Annotated in this window: 17 protein-coding genes; 3 read left to right on the top strand and 14 right to left on the bottom strand. The window is 72.3% G+C overall.

The window, feature by feature from the left end:
- Nucleotides 1-50: 50 nt before the first annotated feature.
- From sppA to JOD31_RS15280, 6 genes are all read right to left on the bottom strand, one after another.
- Nucleotides 51-1016, bottom strand: a complete 966-nt coding sequence (sppA, locus tag JOD31_RS15305; protein ID WP_204951284.1) for a signal peptide peptidase SppA — start codon at nucleotides 1014-1016, stop codon at nucleotides 51-53.
- 93 nt (nucleotides 1017-1109) lie between these two features.
- Nucleotides 1110-1808: a nucleotidyltransferase family protein gene (locus JOD31_RS15300; protein WP_204951430.1), complete on the bottom strand. Its 699-nt coding sequence runs from the start codon at nucleotides 1806-1808 to the stop codon at nucleotides 1110-1112.
- A 20-nt stretch (nucleotides 1809-1828) separates the two neighbouring features.
- Nucleotides 1829-3370 (bottom strand): tRNA (adenosine(37)-N6)-threonylcarbamoyltransferase complex ATPase subunit type 1 TsaE, encoded by a 1542-nt coding sequence (gene tsaE / locus JOD31_RS15295; protein ID WP_204951283.1) that lies wholly within the window; start codon nucleotides 3368-3370, stop codon nucleotides 1829-1831.
- Nucleotides 3371-3384: 14 nt separating this feature from the next.
- On the bottom strand, nucleotides 3385-5814 hold the full coding sequence (locus JOD31_RS15290; RefSeq protein WP_204951282.1) for a sensor histidine kinase: 2430 nt from the start codon (nucleotides 5812-5814) through the stop codon (nucleotides 3385-3387).
- Between the two features lie 204 nt (nucleotides 5815-6018).
- Nucleotides 6019-7077 carry a ferrochelatase gene (hemH, locus tag JOD31_RS15285; RefSeq protein WP_204951281.1) on the bottom strand — a complete coding sequence of 353 codons (1059 nt, stop codon included), beginning with the start codon at nucleotides 7075-7077 and terminating at the stop codon, nucleotides 6019-6021.
- A gap of 109 nt (nucleotides 7078-7186) precedes the next feature.
- Complete coding sequence (locus tag JOD31_RS15280; protein ID WP_246482514.1) at nucleotides 7187-8035, bottom strand: potassium channel family protein; 849 nt, start codon at nucleotides 8033-8035, stop codon at nucleotides 7187-7189.
- A gap of 155 nt (nucleotides 8036-8190) precedes the next feature.
- Between JOD31_RS15280 and JOD31_RS15275 the strand changes: the two genes are divergently transcribed.
- Nucleotides 8191-8763 (top strand): Uma2 family endonuclease, encoded by a 573-nt coding sequence (locus JOD31_RS15275; RefSeq protein ID WP_204951279.1) that lies wholly within the window; start codon nucleotides 8191-8193, stop codon nucleotides 8761-8763.
- A 10-nt stretch (nucleotides 8764-8773) separates the two neighbouring features.
- Here JOD31_RS15275 and JOD31_RS15270 read toward each other — a convergent pair whose 3' ends face one another.
- Nucleotides 8774-9118 carry an antibiotic biosynthesis monooxygenase family protein gene (locus JOD31_RS15270; protein ID WP_204951278.1) on the bottom strand — a complete coding sequence of 115 codons (345 nt, stop codon included), beginning with the start codon at nucleotides 9116-9118 and terminating at the stop codon, nucleotides 8774-8776.
- A gap of 129 nt (nucleotides 9119-9247) precedes the next feature.
- Between JOD31_RS15270 and JOD31_RS15265 the strand changes: the two genes are divergently transcribed.
- Nucleotides 9248-9973 (top strand): ArsR/SmtB family transcription factor, encoded by a 726-nt coding sequence (locus tag JOD31_RS15265; protein WP_204951277.1) that lies wholly within the window; start codon nucleotides 9248-9250, stop codon nucleotides 9971-9973.
- Between the two features lie 5 nt (nucleotides 9974-9978).
- On the opposite strand, the gene JOD31_RS15260 is transcribed toward JOD31_RS15265, so the two are convergent.
- The 7 genes from JOD31_RS15260 to JOD31_RS15230 form a co-directional block, all read right to left on the bottom strand.
- On the bottom strand, nucleotides 9979-10944 hold the full coding sequence (locus JOD31_RS15260; RefSeq protein ID WP_204951276.1) for a nickel/cobalt transporter: 966 nt from the start codon (nucleotides 10942-10944) through the stop codon (nucleotides 9979-9981).
- Nucleotides 10941-11600, bottom strand: coding sequence for a DUF1007 family protein (locus JOD31_RS15255; protein ID WP_204951275.1), 660 nt, complete (start codon nucleotides 11598-11600; stop codon nucleotides 10941-10943). The genes JOD31_RS15260 and JOD31_RS15255 overlap by 4 nt, the downstream gene beginning before the upstream one ends.
- A 122-nt stretch (nucleotides 11601-11722) precedes the next feature.
- Nucleotides 11723-12421, bottom strand: coding sequence for a DUF1045 domain-containing protein (locus tag JOD31_RS15250; RefSeq protein ID WP_204951274.1), 699 nt, complete (start codon nucleotides 12419-12421; stop codon nucleotides 11723-11725).
- Nucleotides 12418-13560: an alpha-D-ribose 1-methylphosphonate 5-triphosphate diphosphatase gene (locus tag JOD31_RS15245; protein ID WP_204951273.1), complete on the bottom strand. Its 1143-nt coding sequence runs from the start codon at nucleotides 13558-13560 to the stop codon at nucleotides 12418-12420. The genes JOD31_RS15250 and JOD31_RS15245 overlap by 4 nt, the downstream gene beginning before the upstream one ends.
- 95 nt (nucleotides 13561-13655) lie before the next feature.
- Nucleotides 13656-15197: a gamma-glutamyltransferase gene (locus tag JOD31_RS15240; protein ID WP_204951272.1), complete on the bottom strand. Its 1542-nt coding sequence runs from the start codon at nucleotides 15195-15197 to the stop codon at nucleotides 13656-13658.
- A 102-nt stretch (nucleotides 15198-15299) separates the two neighbouring features.
- A complete protein-coding gene (locus JOD31_RS15235; RefSeq protein ID WP_204951271.1) occupies nucleotides 15300-16442 on the bottom strand; it encodes a CobW family GTP-binding protein in 1143 nt (380 codons plus the stop codon).
- Between the two features lie 109 nt (nucleotides 16443-16551).
- Complete coding sequence (locus JOD31_RS15230) at nucleotides 16552-17532, bottom strand: tyrosine recombinase XerC (protein WP_204951270.1); 981 nt, start codon at nucleotides 17530-17532, stop codon at nucleotides 16552-16554.
- Between the two features lie 138 nt (nucleotides 17533-17670).
- Here JOD31_RS15230 and JOD31_RS15225 point away from each other — a divergent pair, with 138 nt between their 5' ends.
- Nucleotides 17671-18141 (top strand): SRPBCC family protein, encoded by a 471-nt coding sequence (locus tag JOD31_RS15225; RefSeq protein WP_204951269.1) that lies wholly within the window; start codon nucleotides 17671-17673, stop codon nucleotides 18139-18141.
- Nucleotides 18142-18145 lie beyond the last annotated feature (4 nt).

Below are 18145 nucleotides of genomic sequence, written 5' to 3'. Positions count from 1 at the left end.
ACAGCCGCTCAGGTCTCTCATTCGACTTAAGTGCCTCGAAAACAAGGCCTTTAGGCGGAAGGTTGCCAGAGGGCAAGCAGCCCGTCAAGCATCAGCGGGCGGCCGTCGCCGCCGGTCCGAAGCGCGGCGCCGAGCGCCGGAAAGCCGAGAGCGTCAGCGGCCGAGGCCGCCATGCCGGCGAGGCCGAGCCGCGCCAGCCCGCCCTGGTTCGGCTTCCACTCGCGCACGGGCAGATCGACGTTCACGCCCTGGGTTCCGAGCCAGGCGATGGCCTGGTCCTCGCCGCCGATCTCGTCCACGAGCTTCAGGCCGATCGCCTGCCGGCCGGTGAAGACGCGGCCGTCGACGACGGTGGCCAGGCCCGCGCCGTCGAGCTTGCGGCGCTCCGAGACCAGCGTCTTGAACCAAGCGTAGCTGTCGAGGATCAGCGCCTCCAGCGCCTTGCGCGCCTCCGGGCTGGTCGGCTCCACGCCGTTCGGCGCGGCCTTCAGCGGCGAGGACTTCACGGACTCCACCTGGACGCCGAGCTTCTCCAGCAGGCCGGTGAAGTTCGGGTACTGCGCCAGCACGCCGATCGAGCCGGTGATCGAGGTCTCGCGGGCGACGATGTGGTCGGCGGCGATGGCGGCGATGTAGCCGCCCGAGGCCGCGAGCGTCTCGACGACGGCGACGACCGGGCGCTTCTCGGCGATCTTGCGGACGGCGAGGTAGATGTCCTCGGAGGCGGTCACGCCGCCGCCGGGGCTGTTGACGACCAGCAGGACGCCCTTGGCATCGCTCTTGTCGATGTCCTTGAGCAGCTTCTGGCGCTTCTCGTCGTCCATGATGACGCCCGAGATCTCGACCTTGGCGATGTGCGCCTCGCGCGGGCCGGGCTTCCGTGCGCCGCCCCCGAAGGCCGCAAGCGCGCCGACCACGATGACGAGGCCGACCAGCGCGATCGCGCCGACGCGCCAGATCGCCAGCCGGCGCCGCAGCGCGCGTCGCTCGATGATGGATTCGGCGTCGAGGGCCATGGCGTCGTCCCTGTGCGGCGGTCGGGCGAGGAGGCGTAGCATGGCCGGCCGCGCGCTGTCTTCCATTCTCGCCTGAGCGTTGCGGCGCTCCGCTCAGACCGCGGAGAGCGCGATGGCGCGGTCGGCCTCGACGATGGCTTCGGGCGTGCCGACGTGCAGCCACAGGCCGTCGAGGCGGAGGCCGAACAGGCGTTCCCGCTCGATGGCGTCGTTCCAGAGCCGGTTGAGCGAGAACGGCGCGTCGCCGGCGGCTTCGAACGCGGCGCGCGGCATCACCGCGAGGCCGGCGTAGGCGAAGGGGGTGACCTGGTTCTCGGCGCGTCGGGTGAGACGTCCGTCGGCGGCGAAGGCGAAGTCGCCGGCCCCGTCGAAACCGACGCTGGCGGTGAGCGCCGCCACCATCAGCAGCGCGTCCATCCGCGACGGGTCCCAGGCCTCGGCCATGCGGGCCACGTTGGAGCGCGCGCCGTCGATCCAGAAGGTGTCGGCGTTGGCGATGAAGACGGCGTCCCCCGTCAGCAGCGGAAGCGCCCGCGCGACGCCGCCGCCGGAATCCATCAGCCGGTCGCGCTCGTCGGAAATCACGATCGCCGGCGTCGTCCGGGCGGCGAGGTGCCGCTCCATCTGGTCGGCGTGGTGGTGGACGTTGACGACGGCGCGGGCGACGCCGCCGTCTGCCAGCCGGTCCAGCACATGGTCGACCAGCGTCGCGCCGCCGACCTCGACCAGCGGCTTCGGCTTCGTTTCGGTGATGGGCTTCATCCGCGTGCCGAGGCCAGCGGCCAGCACCATGGCGTCGGTGATCGCGGCGCTCAACGGTCCGGTGTCTCCGTCAGGTCGAGATTGGCCGCGCACCAGGCCGCGAGATCGGCGAGGTCGGGATGGGCGAGGTTGGCGGCGAGCGCGCGCCGCACCCGTGGGATGTGGCCGAGGTAACCCGGCTTGCCGTCGCGCTTGGCGAGCCGCACGAAGACGCCGAGGATCTTGGTCGCGCGCTGCGCGCCCAAGGTGGCGTAGGCGCGGGCGAAGGCGCGGGGGTCGAAGCCGGGGTCGGCGCGGCGCCGCCGCTCCAGATAGCGGGCGGCGAGCGCGAGCTCGAGCCCTTCCGGCATGTCGACGCGGGCGTCCTGCAGCAGCGAGACGACGTCGTAGGCCGGCGGGCCGAACACCATGTCCTGGAAGTCCAGCACGCCGAGGCGCTGCAGCCCCTCGCGGTCGTCGCGCCAGGTGAGGTTCGGCGAGTGGTAGTCGCGCAGCGTCCAGGTCGGGGTCTCGTCGAGGATCGGCGCGAGCGCGGCGGCCCAGAGCGCCCGGAACTCGGCGCGGGCCTCTGGCGCGGGAGCGGCGCCGGCCACATGCGGCATGTACCAGTCGAGCAGCAGGTCGACCTCGACCAGCATCGCGGGCAGGTCGTAGGGCGGCACGCTGTAAAGCTCGCGGCCGACCGGCAGCTCCGTCGGCGTCGACCGGCCGTGGAGGTCGGCCAGAAGCTCCACGGCGGTCTCGTAGCGGCTCGCGATCGCTTGTCCGGCGGCCACCGGCTCATAGCCCAGGTCCTCCACCAGCAGGAATCCGTTGGCGAGGTCCTGCGCGTAGATCTCGGGCGCGCCGTAGCCGAAGGCGCGCAAGGCGTCGGCCACCGCGACGAAGGGCTTCACGTCGACGGCGAGGCGGGCGAGCGTGAGGTAGCTCTTGCCGTCGTAGATCGCGGGGCCGTGGGCGCGGGGCGGGGCGTCCATCAGGATGGCCGTGCGGTCGCCGAGCGTCAGGCGCTCGTAGAGCCGGCTCGAGGCGTCGCCCTGCACGTGGGCGCGCGCGGCCTCGCCCCATCCGGCGGCGTCGAGGAAGCGCCGGCCGTCGCGCAGCCGCGCCAGCCGATGGCCGAAGGCGCCGTAGCCCGACAGCCGCGCCTTGCGGGACTCCGGGCTCGCGCCGAGGTCTAGCGTGAGGTCCAGCCGGTCCGGCGGAAGGTCCGCGCCGATGCGGTCCGGCCATTCCACCAGCACGATCGCGTCTTCGCCGGCTTCCTCCCAGCCGAGCTCCTCCAACTCCTCCGGACCGGTGAGGCGATAGAGGTCGGCGTGGACGATCGCACCGCGCGGCAGGTCGTAGATCTGGAGCAGGGTGAAGGTCGGGCTCGGGGCCTCGAGCTCGGGGTCGCCGGCGCGGGCGCGCACCAGGGCGCGGGCGAAAGTGGTCTTGCCGGCGCCGAGGTCGCCCGACAGCGTCATCAGATCGCCGGGGCGAAGGATGCGGGCGACGTCGGCGGCGAGCGCCGCGGTCGCGGCTTCGTCGGCGAGCGCGAGCTCCCAGGTCTCGACGCCCGGCGTCGCCTTGCGCGCGGCGCCGATCATGCTGGCGGGGCCCTTCATTCCGCGGCGGCCGCGATCTGGCCTGCGGGGAAGCGGCAGGTGACGATGGTGCCGCGGCCGAGCCCGCTGTCGATCGCCACGCGGCCGCCGTGCAGCTCCACGAAGGAGCGGACGATCGACAGGCCGAGGCCGACCCCGCGGTGGCGGGCGCCGGCGGTGCGGCTTTCGAAGCGGTCGAAGACCTTCTCGATCATCTCGGGCGGGATCCCGGAACCTCGATCTGAGACCTGGAACACCACGGCGTCCTCCTCGCGGCGCGCGGACAGCCGGATCGGCAGGCCGGGCTGGGAGAATCCTATGGCGTTTGCGAGCAGGTTGAACAGCACCTGGCGCACGCGCTTGCCGTCGGCGACGAACGAGCCGACCGAGGGGGAGACGTCGATTTCGAGCCGGAGCCCCGCCTCCGCAAGCCGGTCGCGCACGCCTTCGACCGCGGCGTCGATGCTCTCTCGTACCTCGACCGGGCCGAGCTCCAGCTCCATGGCGCCGGCGTCGATGGTGGTGAGGTCGAGGATGTCGTTGATGATCGCGAGCAGGGCGGCCGAGGACGACAGGATGTGCTCGACGTATTCGCGCTGCTTGGGCGAAAGCGCGCCCAGCCGGGCGTCGCCCAGCAATTGGCCGAAGCCGATGATGTTGGTGAGCGGCGAGCGCAGCTCGTAGGACACGTGGTTGACGAAGTCGTTCTTGAGCCGGTCGGCGGCTTCGAGCGCCTCGGCGCGCTCGCGCAGCGCCCGCTCGACGTTCACGCTGGCGGTGACGTCGGTGAAGGTGGCGAGCGTGCCGCCGTCGGGCAGCGGTAGGGTGATGACGTCGACGATGCCGGCGCGGTCGCGGTCGATCCGGGCGATCACCGGCTGGCGCTCGTCCGGCATGGCGGTCATCGCCATCTTGAGCTGGCGCCAGAGCTCGACGTCGGCGTGGCGCGCGCTGCAGGCCTTGAGGATTTCGTCGGCGTGCGGGCGGTTGGCGAGGTCCGCCTCGGACAGCCGCCACAGGCTGGCGAAGGCCGGGTTGTGCAGCGTGAGCCGGCCGTCGGAGGCGAACACCGCGACCGCCTCCTGCAGATGGTCGAGCGTCTCGCGCTGCACCTTGGACAGCGCGTTGAAACGGCTCTCCAGGGCGATCTTCTCGGTGACATCGTCGAAGAGGTAGGTGACGCCGCCTTCGGGGTTCGGCGCCGCGACCACGCGCAGCGTGCGGCCGTCGGGCAGGTGCCACCAATGCTCGCGCGGCTCCATCGCGCGGTAGGCCTCATGCAGCTCGGCCTTCCACTTGCGGAAGTCGGCCTCTTCGGGGAGCCGGCGCTCGGCGCGCAGCCGGTCGAGGATGGTGGCGTCGCTCGGGCCGCCGTCCAGGAAGGCGGGGTCGAGCGTCCAGAGCTGGCGGTAGGACTGGTTGTGGAAGGCGAGCGCGCCGTCCTTGCGGAAGATCGCCACCGCGGTCGCGAGCTCGTCGAGCGTCCGGCGGTGGGCCTCCATCTGGCGCGACAGGTCGGCGCGGACGTCCTCGAGCTCGGAGACGTCGACGGCGATCGCGGCCGAGCCCGAGGGCGAGGGCGCCTCGACCACGTCGAAGATGCGGCGGGCGCCGGCGAAAACCGCGGGCGCCCGGCGGCGGAACACCTGGCCGGCCTGGTTGGCGCGCGCGGCGGCGGCGCGCAGCGGCTGGTCCAGGAACTCGGCGCCCTGCTCGACCGCGTCCGCGCCGGTCCTGGCCTCGACCGCGCGGGCATAGGCCTCGTTGGCGTAGGTCAGCCGGCCGTCGGCGTCGCGGATCCAGACCGGCTGCGTCAGGGATTCCAGCAGGGCGGTGGCGCGCGCCAGGGCGCCGGAGAGCTCGGCGTTGCGGTCCTCGATCTCGGCGCGGGCGAGGCGCTCGCCCGTGACGTCGCGCAGCCGCAGCACGACGGCCGCGCCGACAGGGCGGCCTTCGGTCTCCAGGTGGCCGCCCTCGGGCGTGCGCAGCATCAGGCGGAACGGCTCTCCGCGCTGGCGGAGCGCGTCCAGCCGGGCGTCGAGAGCGCGGGCGGCCTCGGGTTCGAGCCAGGTCCCGAAGGCGAGCAGGCGGCGGCCGGCGGGCATGCCGGTCAGGCGCGCCGGATCGCCGACCAGCTCCGGGGTCTCGGCGCCCGCCCGCCAGATGATCATCACCTGCGGCTCGGTCGCGACCAGCGCTTCGGAGCGGTCGAGCCGCGAGCGCAGCTCGGCGATCTCGGCGGCCGCGGCGCTCTGGGCCTCGGCGAGGCGCTGGCGCGTGCGCAGGAACAGGATGGAGGTGAGGGCGGCGACGAACAGGGCGCCGAGAAAGAGCGACAGCGCGGCGGTCTCAGGCGCTCCGAACGGCGCGGCCGCGGCCGGCTGAACGGAGAGCGCCGTCGCGGCGACGACAATAGGAGCGACGGCGCGGCGCGGCCGGTCGTGCATCTGGTGAGCCCCCGTCGGTGCGGCGTTCGCCGCGCAAGGCGCGCCATACGCCCCGCGCGCGCCCCTCACGAATCAGCGTCACCATACCCCTCGGGGCGAGTCGGCCCCAAGAGTCCATAACGAGTACGCGGGCGAGAAAGGCGCGATTGAGTCCTTCGGGAGACGGTATTATGGCGACGCCTGTGCGCCGCGGCGGCGTTTTTCTCAGATCCAGCCCATCAGTTCGCGGCGCACGACGTGCTCGATCACGCGCATGCCCTCCTCGCCGTCGTTGAGGCAGGGGATGGCCGCGAAGTTCTGGCCGCCGTTGTGATGGAAGATCTCGGCGTTCTCGCCCGCGATCTCCTCCAGCGTCTCGAGGCAGTCGGCGGTGAAGCCCGGCATGCAGACCGCGAGGTTGCGCACGCCCTCCTTGGCGAGCGCCTCCACCGTCTTGTCGGTGTAGGGCTGCAGCCACTCCGCCGGTCCGAAGCGGGACTGGAAGGTGATCCGGAAGCGCTGCTCGTCGAGGCCGAGGGCGTCGCGCATCAGCCGCGCGGTCTTGTGGCACTGGCAGTGGTAGGGGTCGCCCTGCATCAGGTACGACTTCGGCACGCCGTGGAACGAGGCGAGGATGACCTCGGGCTCGAACGGCAGCTTGGCCAATTCCTTCGTCAGCTGGCTGGCGAGCGCCTCGATGTAGACCGGGTCGTCGGCCCAGGGCGGAGCGACGCGCAACACCGGCTGCCACCGCATGGCCTTCAGGGCGTCGAAGGCCTTGTCGCAGACGGTGGCGGAGGTCGCCGCGGCGTACTGCGGATAAAGCGGCACCAGCAGGATGCGGTCGCAGCCCTCCTTCTGGAGCGCCTCGATGCGGGACGGGATCGAGGGGTTGCCGTAGCGCATGGCCCAGTCGACCGTGAGCTGGGGCGCGGACGCGGCGAGGCTCGCCGCGAGCTTTTCCGCCTGCGAGCGGGTGATGGTGCGCAACGGGCTCTCGTCGCGCTCCTTGTTCCAGATCGAGGCGTAGTCCTTGCCCTTGCGGCCGGGCCGGGTCGTGAGGATGACCCCGTTCAGCAGCGGCCACCAGATGATGCGCGGCGTCTCGATCACGCGGCGGTCGGACAGGAACTCCTTGAGGTAGCGCCGCATCGACCAGTAGTCGGTGCCGTCCGGCGTGCCGAGGTTCACGAGCAGCACGCCGATGCGGCCGACCTTCACCGGCGGATGGTCGGCGGGCAGGCGCACGGCGCGCATGTCGCCCTGGCTGAAGGGGGCGTTCATCGGACGGTTGGAACTCCTCGAATGGCTGGCGGGAACATAGTCGCCGACGCGGGGAAATACAGCTGCGGGTTCCGGGCCGTTACGGTGCGAAGGGCCCGACGGATCGCGCTCAGTCGTCGTCGCCGTCTGGAATCTTCAGCGGATGGCCGCAGGCCTTGCAGTGCACCGCGTCGGGCTCATGCCGGGTCAACGCGCATTGCGGACAGGAGAACGAGACCTTCCGCGGCCGGAAGATCGCCTGCGCCAGCCGCACGAACAGCGAGATGCCCACGATCATGACGACGACCGAGGTCAGTCGCCCCCAGCTTCCGGGCAGGGTGATGTCGCCGAAGCCCGTGGTGGTGACCGTCGCCACCGTGAAATAGAGCGCGTCGACGTAGGACGTGATGCCTTCGGCGCGGCCGGCGAAGCCGGTGTAGACGAAGCCGGTCACCACCATCAGGAAGGTGGCGAGGTTGACCACCGCGCGGGTGGCGTCCTCCCAATGGGCCAAGCCGTGGCGGCGCAGGCCCCGCCAGATCGTCGGGCTGCGCGAGAGCGTCCAGATTCGCAGCGCCCTGAGGTAGCCGAGGTTCGCGAACCAGGCGGGCGCGAGCAGCGTGGCGAAGATGAAGACGTCGATCCAGACGTCCGGCCGGCGCATCCAGCGCTTCAGGTCCGCCGCGGCGAGCGCGCGGGCCGCGAGGTCGAGGCCCACGACGATCGCGATCAGGACGTCGAGCCAGAGGTAGATCTGCTGGTCGCTGAGCGCCGGCGTCGCCAGGAAAAAGGCGATGATCGCGAGGTCGATCAGGATCACGACGCCCTGGAACCGCAGCGCGGCGCGGCTGTCGCCGTGATAGAGCGCGTGCAGCGAGCGGCGGAACCGCGCGAAGCCGCCCCGTCCGGCGGGAGGCGGCCCATCGGGCGAGGGGTCGGCGGCCGCGGCGGCTGCGGCGGCGTCTGTGGGTTCGGGCAAGCGCCGCTCCGGGCGGGAGGTCGTCATCCCGCGCTAGATAGCCAATGCGCGTCGCGCGGCAAACGCGCCTCTCGACGGGGTCGAAGGGGCGGAGGACGAAACGGCGAAAAAGGTCGTGCTATGCTGTTCTCGATGGCCGCGCGGAGGCGTCGTCGATGGCGGAACTGAAGCTCACCCGCATGACCCAGGACGAGTTCCTGGAGTGGCAGCAATCGCAGGATCGGAACTACGAGCTGGTCGACGGCCTGCCCGTCCTGCCGCTCAAGGCGATGACCGGCGCGACGCGGGGCCACCATCGCGTGGTCGTGAACATCCTGCGAGAGTTCGCCAATCAACTGCGCCGCAAGCCCTGCCAACCGACGACTGATGACCTGGCGCTAAAGATTTCCGCCGGCAACATCTGGCGTCCCGACGTGACGGTGGAGTGCGGCGAGCCCCGCCTCAAGGACACAACTTCGGCCGAGCCCCGGCTCGTCGTCGAGGTGCTGTCGCCCAGCACCATGAACTTCGACCGGGTGCGCAAGCTCGACGAGTACAAGTCCGTGCCGTCGCTGCGCTACATCCTGCTGGTCGACACCGAGAAGCCGCAGATGACGCTGCACGTGCGCGACGCCTCCGGTTGGACGCCGCACCATTACGAGACGCTGGACGCGACGCTGGACCTGCCCGAGATCGGGTGCCGGCTCGACGCCCGCGACGTGTTCGAGGGGCTGCCCTTCGGAGACTGAAGCCGCGGCGTCAGCCGTGCAGCGCGAGCGAGTCCGTGGGCGCTTCCGCGCGCTCGTCCATCCCGTAGTCGCGGATCACCGACGCGACCCTGAGGCGATAGCCCGCGAACACCTCCTCGCGGCCGGCGACCTGCGCCGCGCGGTGGCGCGTGAGCGCCCGCCAGGCGGCGACCGCCTCCTCGTCGCGCCAGATCGACAGCGACAGGTACTTGCCCGGCGTCGTCACGCTCGCGAAGCGCTCGACCGAGATGAAGCCGTCGATGGTCTCGACGTCGGCCTTCAGGGCGCCCGCCATGGCGAAGTAGTCGTCCGTGCGGCCTTCGGCGGGCGTGACCTCGAAGATGACGGCGATCATGGGCGGCTCCTCACGCGGGCAAGGTCCGAACCTGCCCGCGGCGCCCGGCGCTCCGCAAGCCAAAACGCTTCGACGAAGGCCGAAGCCTTCGCGCTCGCGAGCCCGCTTCCGCAGGCGTAACCTTCCCCCATGACCGCGCCCGCAGACCCTCTCATCGCCGAAGCCGCCGCCCTGATCGGCGACCCGACCCGCGCCCGCATGCTGGGCGTGCTGATGGACGGGCGCGCCCGCACCGCGAAGGAGCTTGCGAGCCTCGCCGGGGTCTCGGCCCCGACCGCGAGCGGGCACGTCGCCAAGATGACCGCGGCGGGCCTTGTGTCGGTCGCGACGCAGGGGCGGCATCGTTACGTGCGTCTGGCCGGCACCGAGGTCGCGGAACTGATCGAGCGGCTGATGACCTTCGCCGGCGTCGCCCGGCCCGCCGTTCGGCCCCGCACAGCAGCCGAGGCCGCCTTCCGCGAGGCGCGGACCTGCTACGACCATCTCGCCGGACGGCTTGCGGTGGAGCTCGTCGCGGCGCTGGTCGCGCGCGACCTGCTGCGGCGCGGCCACGACGGCTTCGAGCCGACGCTCGCCGGCGAGCGCTGGTTTCGCGCGCGAGGGGTCGACGTCGCCCGCGCGCGCTGCTCCCCGCGCGCCTTCGCCCGCTGCTGCCTCGACTGGAGCGAGCGGCGCGACCACCTCGCAGGGGCGCTCGGCGCCGCGCTGCTCGCGGCGCTGGTCGACGGCGGCGTTCTCGCCCGCCGGAAGGACGAGCGCACGCTCGACGTCACCACGATGGGGCGGCGGTTCTTCGCGGAGGAGGTCGGCGTTCCGGCCGCCCGTGCGGCCGAGAGGACCGGCGTTCCGGCCTGAACGGCTCAGCCGGGCGCGCCGACCCCGGTGAGCAACAGGCCTGCGAGCATGATCGCCCCGAAGGCCAGCACCACCAGCGCGGCCAGGGTCTCGAGACCGGCGAGCGCCACAGACCCGGCGCCGGGTCGGGCGGCGGCGAGGCGGAGCGCGAGGCCCTTCGCCCCCACCGCGAGAGCGGCGATCGCGGCGACGGTGACGGCGGTTCCCGCGGCCATGGCGAAGGTCGCGGCGACGCCCGCCCAGAGAATCCCCTGCGCCAGCGCGAACACCAGCACCACCAGCGCGCCCGTGCAGGGGCGGAGACCGATCGCGAGCACCGCCGCGCCGGCGCGGCGCCAGTCCACCCGGCCCTCGACGAGTTTTGGATCGACGCCGTGCTCGTGGGCGCAGTCCGGGCCGTGGACATGGGCGGCCTGGCCCCTGAGCGTGCGGAGGAAGCCGCGCCCCTTGCGCCAGACCAGAACGAGGCCGAGCGTTAGGATCACGGCGTAGCTCGCCGCTTCCAGCCACCAGGTCGCGACGCCCATCGCCATGCTTGTGGCGCCGAGGACCACCGCGATCAGGCCCACGGCCGCGATCGCGGTCACGGCTTGCGCCAGCGCCGCGAGCGTCGAGAGCGCGACGCCCCGGCGGAAGCCTTCGCCCGTCGCGATCAGGTAGGAGGAGATCACCGCCTTGCCGTGGCCAGGCCCCGCGGCGTGGAACACGCCGTAGGCGAAGGACAGGCCGGCGAGCGAAAACAGCGCGGCGTTATCCGTCTTGGCGGCGCGGATCGCGGCCGACAGCGACCGGTAGAAGCTCGACTGCTGTGCGGCGATCCAGCCCAGCAGGCCGCCCGCCGCGGGCGCGCCGCCGGGACCGTCCGGCCGGCCGACGCCGAAGGGGCCCGCCGCCTGCGCGAGCGCATCCGCCGCGCCCGCCAGCGCGACCAGCGCCAGCGCCGCGCTGGCGACGAGGACGACCCGCCTCACGGCGCGCAGGAGACCGAGATGGTGTTGGAGAACTGCGCGCCGAAATTCGCGCCCGGCGAAAGCCCGGTGAAGAAGCTCTCGGACAGCTTCTTCGATGTCGCTGAGTCCGGCTCCTTCGGCCGGGCGACGTCGAGCGCGCAGCCTGCCGGCGCCTCCACGAGCTTCGCCGGATGGTCCTTGGCGAACTCGAAGGCGACGAAATAGGTGGGGTCGTAGACCTCGACCTTGAGCGGCGCGCCCTTCGGCGGCGCGTTGTCCTTCACCGGGAGGGTGAAGTGCAGGATCAGCAGGCCCTTCGGCGTCTGCTCCAGCCAGTAGTCGACGGGATCGGCGAAGCCGACCTTCTTGTCGCCGTCGCGGCTGAAGGTGAAGAAGCCGAACTCCTTGAGCGAGGTGACGTTCACCTCGGCGAGCGGTTGCAGCTCCTCGCGGGTCAGCTTGCCGTCGCCGTCCGTGTCGAGCCCCTGCGTCGCGAACGAGGAGAACATCTCGTCGAAGGTCCAGGCGTGGCGCACGGAGGCCATCCGCCCGTCCGCGCCGAAGACGATCTCGCTGCGGGCCGTCACCCACACGTGCGGGTGCGCTTCGGCGGCGAGGGGGACGACGGCGGAGATCGCGGCGAGGAGACCGCACAGGGCGAGGCGAAGCGTCGTCATCGGCGGTCGGTTCGCTCCTGGGGGATCACGTGCGGCGCATGCGCGTCATCGCCCCGGAGTGCGGCCGAAACGCGGCGGCTGCAACCCACTGTTTGGAGAGCGTGCGCCGGCGAGGGGGGCGCTCACCCCTGGAACACGAAGCGGTCTACGATCCGGAAGCCCTCGGCGGGGTTGTCCTCGACGAACAGGGTGACCGCGTTGACCTCGGTCGCCGCGGCGCCGACGTGGTCCGCGTAGAGCCGGGCGAGCGCCTCAACCGTCGGCGCGACGTCGTCCTCGGCCAGCGCGCCGGTCAGCGTCATGTGGAACCGGAAATCCTCGAACACATAGGGGTAGCCCCAGCGCTCGAGAGCCACGGTCTGGCGCTCGGTCAGGGGCGCCTCCTGCCGCCGCGCGCGCTCGGCGGGGTTGGCGGCGGCGCGGAACCGGTCGAAGGCTTCGACGCAGCCGTCCGACAGGCGCGCGAGCTCGGGCGCCTCGCCGTCCGGGACGAGCGCGACGAACGATCCGAGCGCGGCCACCTTCAGCGGCGGCAGCGGGAACGGCGCCTGCGTCCGGGCGAAGGCGCGGCCGGCGGCCACCAGATCGTCCTCCGTCGCCGACCCCGACAGCCGGAACGGCGCCTTGAGCGTGCCGTGGAAGCCGTAGCGCCGCGGGGACGCCGTCATCTCCGCCCATCGCTTGGGCTTCACGTCCAGAGGCCCGAGCGCCGGCACGGGCGCCGCGGTCGCGGCGTCGTAGCCGAGCACGCGGCAGCCGAAGGTCCACAACGCGCTTTCCGGTGGCGGCGCGTAGTAGATCGCGTAGCGGGGGTCGCTCATGTCACCCTCTCTCCTGCGACGACGACCGAACGGACGACCGGCGTCCGTCCTGCGAAGCGCAGGCGGACGAGGTCGGCCCTGAGGCCGGGAGCGAGCCGCCCGCGGTCGGCGAGACCGAGCATGGCGGCGGGACGGGAGGTCACGAAGCCGAAGGCCTGCGCGAGCGTGATCGGGCCGTCGTCGGCCGCGAGGCTTTCCACCGCCTGCAGCAGGCTGGACGGCACGTAGTCCGAGGACAGGGCGTCGAGCAGGCCGTGTTCGGCCAACTCCCTGGCCGAAACCCCGCCGGAATGCGAGCCGCCGCGCACCACGTTCGGCGCGCCGGCGACCGTGGCGAGACCCGCGGCCTTCGCCGCCTGCGCCGCGGCGAGCGTGGTCGGGAACTCCGAGATCGCGCAGCCGTCCGCCGCGGCCTGGGCGACATGCGCTTCGGTGGTGTCGTCGTGGCTCGCGAGCGGCGCGCCGCGGGCCTTGAACAGCGCCACCACCTGCGGCCGGTTGCGGGCGGCGTTCTCGGCGCCGGCCGCCATGCGCCGGGCGAGCATTACGTCGGCGTCGGTTTCGGACAGGCCGTTGCTCGTCATGAAGCGCTTCAGCGTCGCGATGTCCCGCCATTGCCGCTGGCCGGGCGTGTGGTCCATCAGCGAGCCGAGCCGCACGAGGGGCGAATCGAGATGGCCGTCGAGGTCGCCGATCAGCGCCGGGTCGGTCAGCTCGCAGCGCAGGTGGATGCGGTGCTCGATGCGGAACGCGCCCGAACTGACCCCTTCTTCGATCGCCGCGACCATGTCGGGGAAGATCGCGCGGCGGTAGTCGTTCTTGGCGTCGTAGCCGCCGGCGCAGAGCGCGTCGTAGACGGTGGTGACGCCGGAGGCGGCCATCTGCGCGTCGTGGACCAGCGCCGCCGCGAGCGGGTTCGGCCACACCACGCCGGGCCGCGGCACGAAGTGCTTCTCGAGGTTGTCGGTGTGGATCTCGATCAGGCCGGGGGCCAGCAGGTCGCCCTCGAGGTCGATCGCGCCGGGGGCGGACGAGCGGCCCTCGGAGACGTCGCGGATGACGCCGTCCCGGTGCGCCAGCGTGCCGGTGACGATCGCGTCGTCGAGCACGAGGCGGGCGTTGGTGAGGACGGTTTCCATCGGGCGGCTTTGGGCGTCTCGAAAGCTCGGCCGGCGGCCGAAGGTTGCGCCTAGATAGGCCCGCCGGGGCGCGATGGGAACCTGCGCCTTCGGCGTCAGACCCCGAGCGCCACCCCTTCGCCGCGGGGGTCGGCCCCGGCCTCGATGCGGCCCGAGGCCTCGCGAATGAGCGCCGCGGGCGCCGCGAAGCCTGCGCTCTCCACAGCGACGCGATGTCCCATCCGGTCCAGCCGGTCCGCGACTTCGCCGTCGAATCCCTCCTCGAGCGCGAGCAGGGCGTCGCCGTCCGGCCCGCGGCAAAGCGCGATCCGCGGGGCCGCGAGGGCGCCCCCGAGCTCCCGCTCGAAGCCGAGCCGGCGGACCGCCAGCGCCGTGGCGGCCAGCGGCGGCCGGTCGCCGGCCCCGAACACCGCGACGCGCCCGTCGAGCATGGCCATCAGCGGGGCCGAGAGCGGATCGCAGGCCGCGGCGCCGGGACCGAGCGGCTCGTCGCCCTCAAGCGCGAAGGCCGCGCCGCGGTTTGCGAGCAGCACGCCGGTCGACGCCGAGACAACGCCGGCGCCGAAGGGCGACAGCAGACTGTGCGTGACGCTGGCGGCGCGGCCTTCGGCGTCGACGACGCCGATCCAGCCCGCTCCGCCGAGGGTAAGGGCCGGGAGCGTGAGCGGCGTCGCGCGGGTGCGGTCGAGCGCGCCGGCCGCCGCGTCGAGCGCATCCGGCTCCAGGCGGGCGGAGGCGGCCTCGCGTGGGCGGTCGTCGGCCTCGGCCTCGCGGCGCAGCGCCTCGACGCGCTTTGCGGCCTCCGCCGCGGCATGGACGAAGGCGGCGTCGTCGTCGCGCCGGAGCGTGAGCCGCTCCAGCAGCGCGATCAGGGCGGGCGTCGAAAGCTCGGCGTCGAACGCCGCGCCGCGCTTGATCCGCGCCACGAGCGCCGCCCGCGGCCGGGCGTCGACGCGCTTCAGGTCCTCGCGGGCGAGCGGGACGCCGAGGCGCTCGAGGTCCGCCGAAAGCTCGCGGGAGAGGTCGCCGTCGTAGAGGTCGCGAAAGCCCGCGCGCGCGAGATGCTCCAGCGCGTCGGCCAGCCGTGGCGGCCGCAGCGTGGCGCCTCCGGCGGGCGCGGCCTTGTCGATGAGGAACGCCGCCTGGAAGCCCTCGTCCTCGGGGAGCCTCGGAAGGCCTAAGGCCAGCGCCCGCGCGAGGTCGCCCGAGACGGCGAACCCCTCGCGGGCGTGACGCAGCGCGTCGGCGAACAGCACGTGGCGGGGCAGACGCCCGACGGAGAGCTCCAGCGCCGCGCGCCAGCCTTCGACCGATCCCGGCGCGACGAAGGCGGAGAGCGGCCCGCGGGCCGGGACGGCGCCGTGGCCGCGCGTATGGAAGAAGGCGGGGGTCGCGCGCCGTCCGGCGAGGCCGCGGGCCTCGATCACGCCGATCGCGCCGTGCGGCTCGCGAAAGGTCCAGACGGCGTCGGCCGCGAGCGAGCTCAGGTGCGGCGCGACGACGGCGAGCGTCGCCGCCATCGCGACGGCGGCCTCGAAGGCGTCTCCGCCTTCGCCGAGGATCAGCCGGCCGGTCTCCGCGGCCTCGCGGCAGGGAGCGGCCACGGCCCCCCGCGTGGAGACGACGATGTCGGACATGGGCTTGGCTGACTTTGTGGGGAGGTTGGGACGCGCGCGCCCGGTCCAAGCAGCGTCATGCCCTTTCAACCGGGGCATGACGCTGGAGAGCGAACCCGATGCTCAGGCCGCGCAGGCCTCGAAGCCTTCGCGCAGCTTCGCCGCGTCGAGCTCCTTGCCGATGAACACCAGCTTCGAACGGCGGGTCTCGTCGGCCTTCCACGCGCGCTGCAGGTCGCCGTCGAGGATCATGTGCACGCCCTGGAACACGAAGCGGCGCTCCTCGCCCTTGAACGCGAGGATGCCCTTCCAGCGCAGGAAGTTCTGCCCGTCCGACTGCGCCAGCGCGTTGACCCACGGCATGAACTTGTTGGGATCGACCTCGCCGGGAATCTCCAGCGCGACCGACTGCATGGTCTCGTCGTGGTAGTGCTTCAGGCCGCCGTGCGAATGCTCGCCGTGGCCATGGTCCTTGTGCGCGTGGCCATGGTCTTCGTGGCCGTGGTCATGCCCGTGGTCGTGGCCGCAACCGCAGTCCGGCCCATGCTCGTGATGATCGTGCGCGTGGCCATGGGCGTGGTCAGGATGGCTGTGGTCGTGGTCGTCGGCCTCGAGGAACGCCGGCTCGATGCTGAGGATGCGGTCGAGGTCGAAGGCGCCCTTGTCGAGCACGGCGTCGAGCGGGACGTCGCACTTCTGGGTGCGGATGACGCGGGCGTAGGGGTTGATGCCGCGGATGCGGGCCTCGACCTCCTCCAACTGGTCCTTCGAGACGAGGTCGGTCTTGTTGAGCAGGATCACGTCGGCGAAGGCGATCTGGTTCTTGGCCTCCGGCGCGTCCTTCAGCCGGTCCGTCAGCCACTTGGCGTCCGCCACGGTGACGACGGCGTCGAGCCGGGCCTTGCGGCCCACCTCCTCGTCGATGAAGAAGGTCTGCGCCACCGGCGCGGGGTCGGCGAGGCCGGTGGTCTCGACGATGATCGCGTCGAACTTGCCCTTGCGCTTCATCAGGCCTTCGAGGATGCGGATCAGGTCGCCGCGCACGGTGCAGCAGATGCACCCGTTGTTCATCTCGAACACCTCCTCGTCGGCGCCGACCACGAGGTCGTTGTCGATGCCGATCTCGCCGAACTCGTTGACGATGACGGCGTATTTCTTGCCGTGCGGCTCGGAGAGGATGCGGTTGAGCAGCGTGGTCTTGCCGGCGCCGAGATAGCCGGTGAGCACGGTGACGGGCGTCTTGTCGGATGCGGCCGCGAGCGACATGGAGCCTCCGGAGGCAGGCGCGGCCAGAGAGGGGCCGCTTCGGGATGGATGGGTCGCGCCTGATATAGCGACGCCGGGCGCTGGCGTCACGGGGCGCGACCGCGGCGTATCAGGCCCGCGCGCGGGCCCGGGGGTGGAACTGCTGGTGCACGGCGACGAGCCGGGCGGCGTCGACCTCGGTGTAGATCTGCGTGGTCGAGAGGCTGGCGTGGCCGAGCAATTCCTGAATGGTCCGCAGGTCGCCGCCGCGCGCCAGCAGATGGGTCGCGAAGGAGTGGCGCAGCGCATGCGGCGTCGCGCTGTCGGGCAGGCCAAGGCCCCCTCGCATGCGCGCCACGGCCGCCTGCACGATGCGCGGGTTCAGCGGGCCGCCCTTGGCGCCCACGAACAGCGGCCCGGAGGGCGCGAGCGTCCAGGGGCAGTCTGCGAGATAGGCCGCGATGGAGGCCTGAACCGCGGGAATGACGGGCAGCTGGCGAGTCTTGCCGCCCTTGCCGGTGACCTCGATACGGTCGACGCCCTCGACCGGCGCCTGCGCCCGTGTGAGCGACAGCGCCTCCGAGATGCGCAGCCCGCAGCCGTAGAGCAACGCGATCACCGCCGCGTCGCGGGCGAGCACCCAACCCTCGCGTTCCTCGCCCGCGCGGGTGTCGGCGTCGGCCAGCGCGCGCGCCGCCGCCGGCGAGACCGGCTTCGGAAGGCTGCGCGGGATCTTGGGAGACCGCACCGCCGCGAAGGCCGACGCCTCGCCACGGCCGCTGCGGGCGAGAAAGCGCGCGAGCGAGCGGCTCGAGGCCAGCGCCCGCATCAGCGAGCGGCTGACCAGCCCCTCCGCCCGCCGGGCGGCGAGAAAGGCGCGCAGGTCGCGGGGCTTCAGCGCGGTGAGGTCGTCCAGCGAAGCCGGCGCGCCGAGATGGCCCTGCAGGAAGGTGAGAAAGATGCGGACGTCGCGGCCGTAGGCCTCGACAGTGTTCGGCGACAGCCGCCGCTCGGTCGCGAGATGCCGCAGCCACTCCGCGACGGCCTGGCGCAGGTCCGGGGCCGCGGGAAGCAGCAGGTCGTCGAGGGTCTGGGCGGCGGGCGACGTCATGGGCGTGAGGATGGCCGGGAGGGGTTAAGGTTTTCGGGTTGAACGTCCGGCTGGACAATTTGCGGAATGGCCCTGTCGGGACGGCGGCGTCCCGTCCGTCCTCGAAAGCGAACCGATCCGTCACCGGGAGCAGACGCCATGACCGACGACACCGATCCGAACCGCGACCTCGTGCTGACCCGCCTGCTCGACGCGCCGCGCGCGGCGCTCTACCACTGCTGGACCGAGCCGGAGCTGCTGAAGCGTTTCTTCGCGCCGCTGCCCTACACCACCCCGCACGCCGAGCTCGACGTCCGCCCCGGCGGGTCGAACCGCATCACCATGCGCTCGCCCGAAGGCGAGGACATGCCGATGTCGGGCGTCTATCTCGACGCGGTCCCGAACGAAAAGATCGTCTTCACCGACGCCTTCACCGAGGCGTGGAAGCCTTCGGAGAAGCCGTTTTTCGTCGGGATTCTCACCTTCGCGGACGAAGGGGGCAAGACGCGCTACACCGCGATCGCGCGCCACTGGACGGCCGAGGACAAGGCCGCCCACGAGGCGATGGGGTTCCATCAGGGCTGGGGGCAGGTGGCGGACCAACTCGAGGCGCTGGCGAAGACGCTGTGAGGCG

The organism is Methylopila capsulata (assembly GCF_016907975.1).
Taxonomy (GTDB): Bacteria; Pseudomonadota; Alphaproteobacteria; order Rhizobiales; family Methylopilaceae; genus Methylopila; species Methylopila capsulata.
Note: the sequence above shows the minus strand (reverse complement) of the source record. Positions and strands in the feature narration are given on the sequence as shown.

Coding starts and splice junctions, on each gene's coding strand:
- sppA (WP_204951284.1), bottom strand. CDS start 1,016: ATGGCCCTCGACGCCGAATCCATCATCGAGCGACGCGCGCTGCGGCGC.
- JOD31_RS15300 (WP_204951430.1), bottom strand. CDS start 1,808: ATGGTGCTGGCCGCTGGCCTCGGCACGCGGATGAAGCCCATCACCGAA.
- tsaE (WP_204951283.1), bottom strand. CDS start 3,370: ATGATCGGCGCCGCGCGCAAGGCGACGCCGGGCGTCGAGACCTGGGAG.
- JOD31_RS15290 (WP_204951282.1), bottom strand. CDS start 5,814: ATGCACGACCGGCCGCGCCGCGCCGTCGCTCCTATTGTCGTCGCCGCG.
- hemH (WP_204951281.1), bottom strand. CDS start 7,077: ATGAACGCCCCCTTCAGCCAGGGCGACATGCGCGCCGTGCGCCTGCCC.
- JOD31_RS15275 (WP_204951279.1), top strand. CDS start 8,191: ATGGCGGAACTGAAGCTCACCCGCATGACCCAGGACGAGTTCCTGGAG.
- JOD31_RS15270 (WP_204951278.1), bottom strand. CDS start 9,118: ATGATCGCCGTCATCTTCGAGGTCACGCCCGCCGAAGGCCGCACGGAC.
- JOD31_RS15265 (WP_204951277.1), top strand. CDS start 9,248: ATGACCGCGCCCGCAGACCCTCTCATCGCCGAAGCCGCCGCCCTGATC.
- JOD31_RS15255 (WP_204951275.1), bottom strand. CDS start 11,600: ATGACGACGCTTCGCCTCGCCCTGTGCGGTCTCCTCGCCGCGATCTCC.
- JOD31_RS15250 (WP_204951274.1), bottom strand. CDS start 12,421: ATGAGCGACCCCCGCTACGCGATCTACTACGCGCCGCCACCGGAAAGC.
- JOD31_RS15245 (WP_204951273.1), bottom strand. CDS start 13,560: ATGGAAACCGTCCTCACCAACGCCCGCCTCGTGCTCGACGACGCGATC.
- JOD31_RS15240 (WP_204951272.1), bottom strand. CDS start 15,197: ATGTCCGACATCGTCGTCTCCACGCGGGGGGCCGTGGCCGCTCCCTGC.
- JOD31_RS15235 (WP_204951271.1), bottom strand. CDS start 16,442: ATGTCGCTCGCGGCCGCATCCGACAAGACGCCCGTCACCGTGCTCACC.
- JOD31_RS15230 (WP_204951270.1), bottom strand. CDS start 17,532: ATGACGTCGCCCGCCGCCCAGACCCTCGACGACCTGCTGCTTCCCGCG.
- JOD31_RS15225 (WP_204951269.1), top strand. CDS start 17,671: ATGACCGACGACACCGATCCGAACCGCGACCTCGTGCTGACCCGCCTG.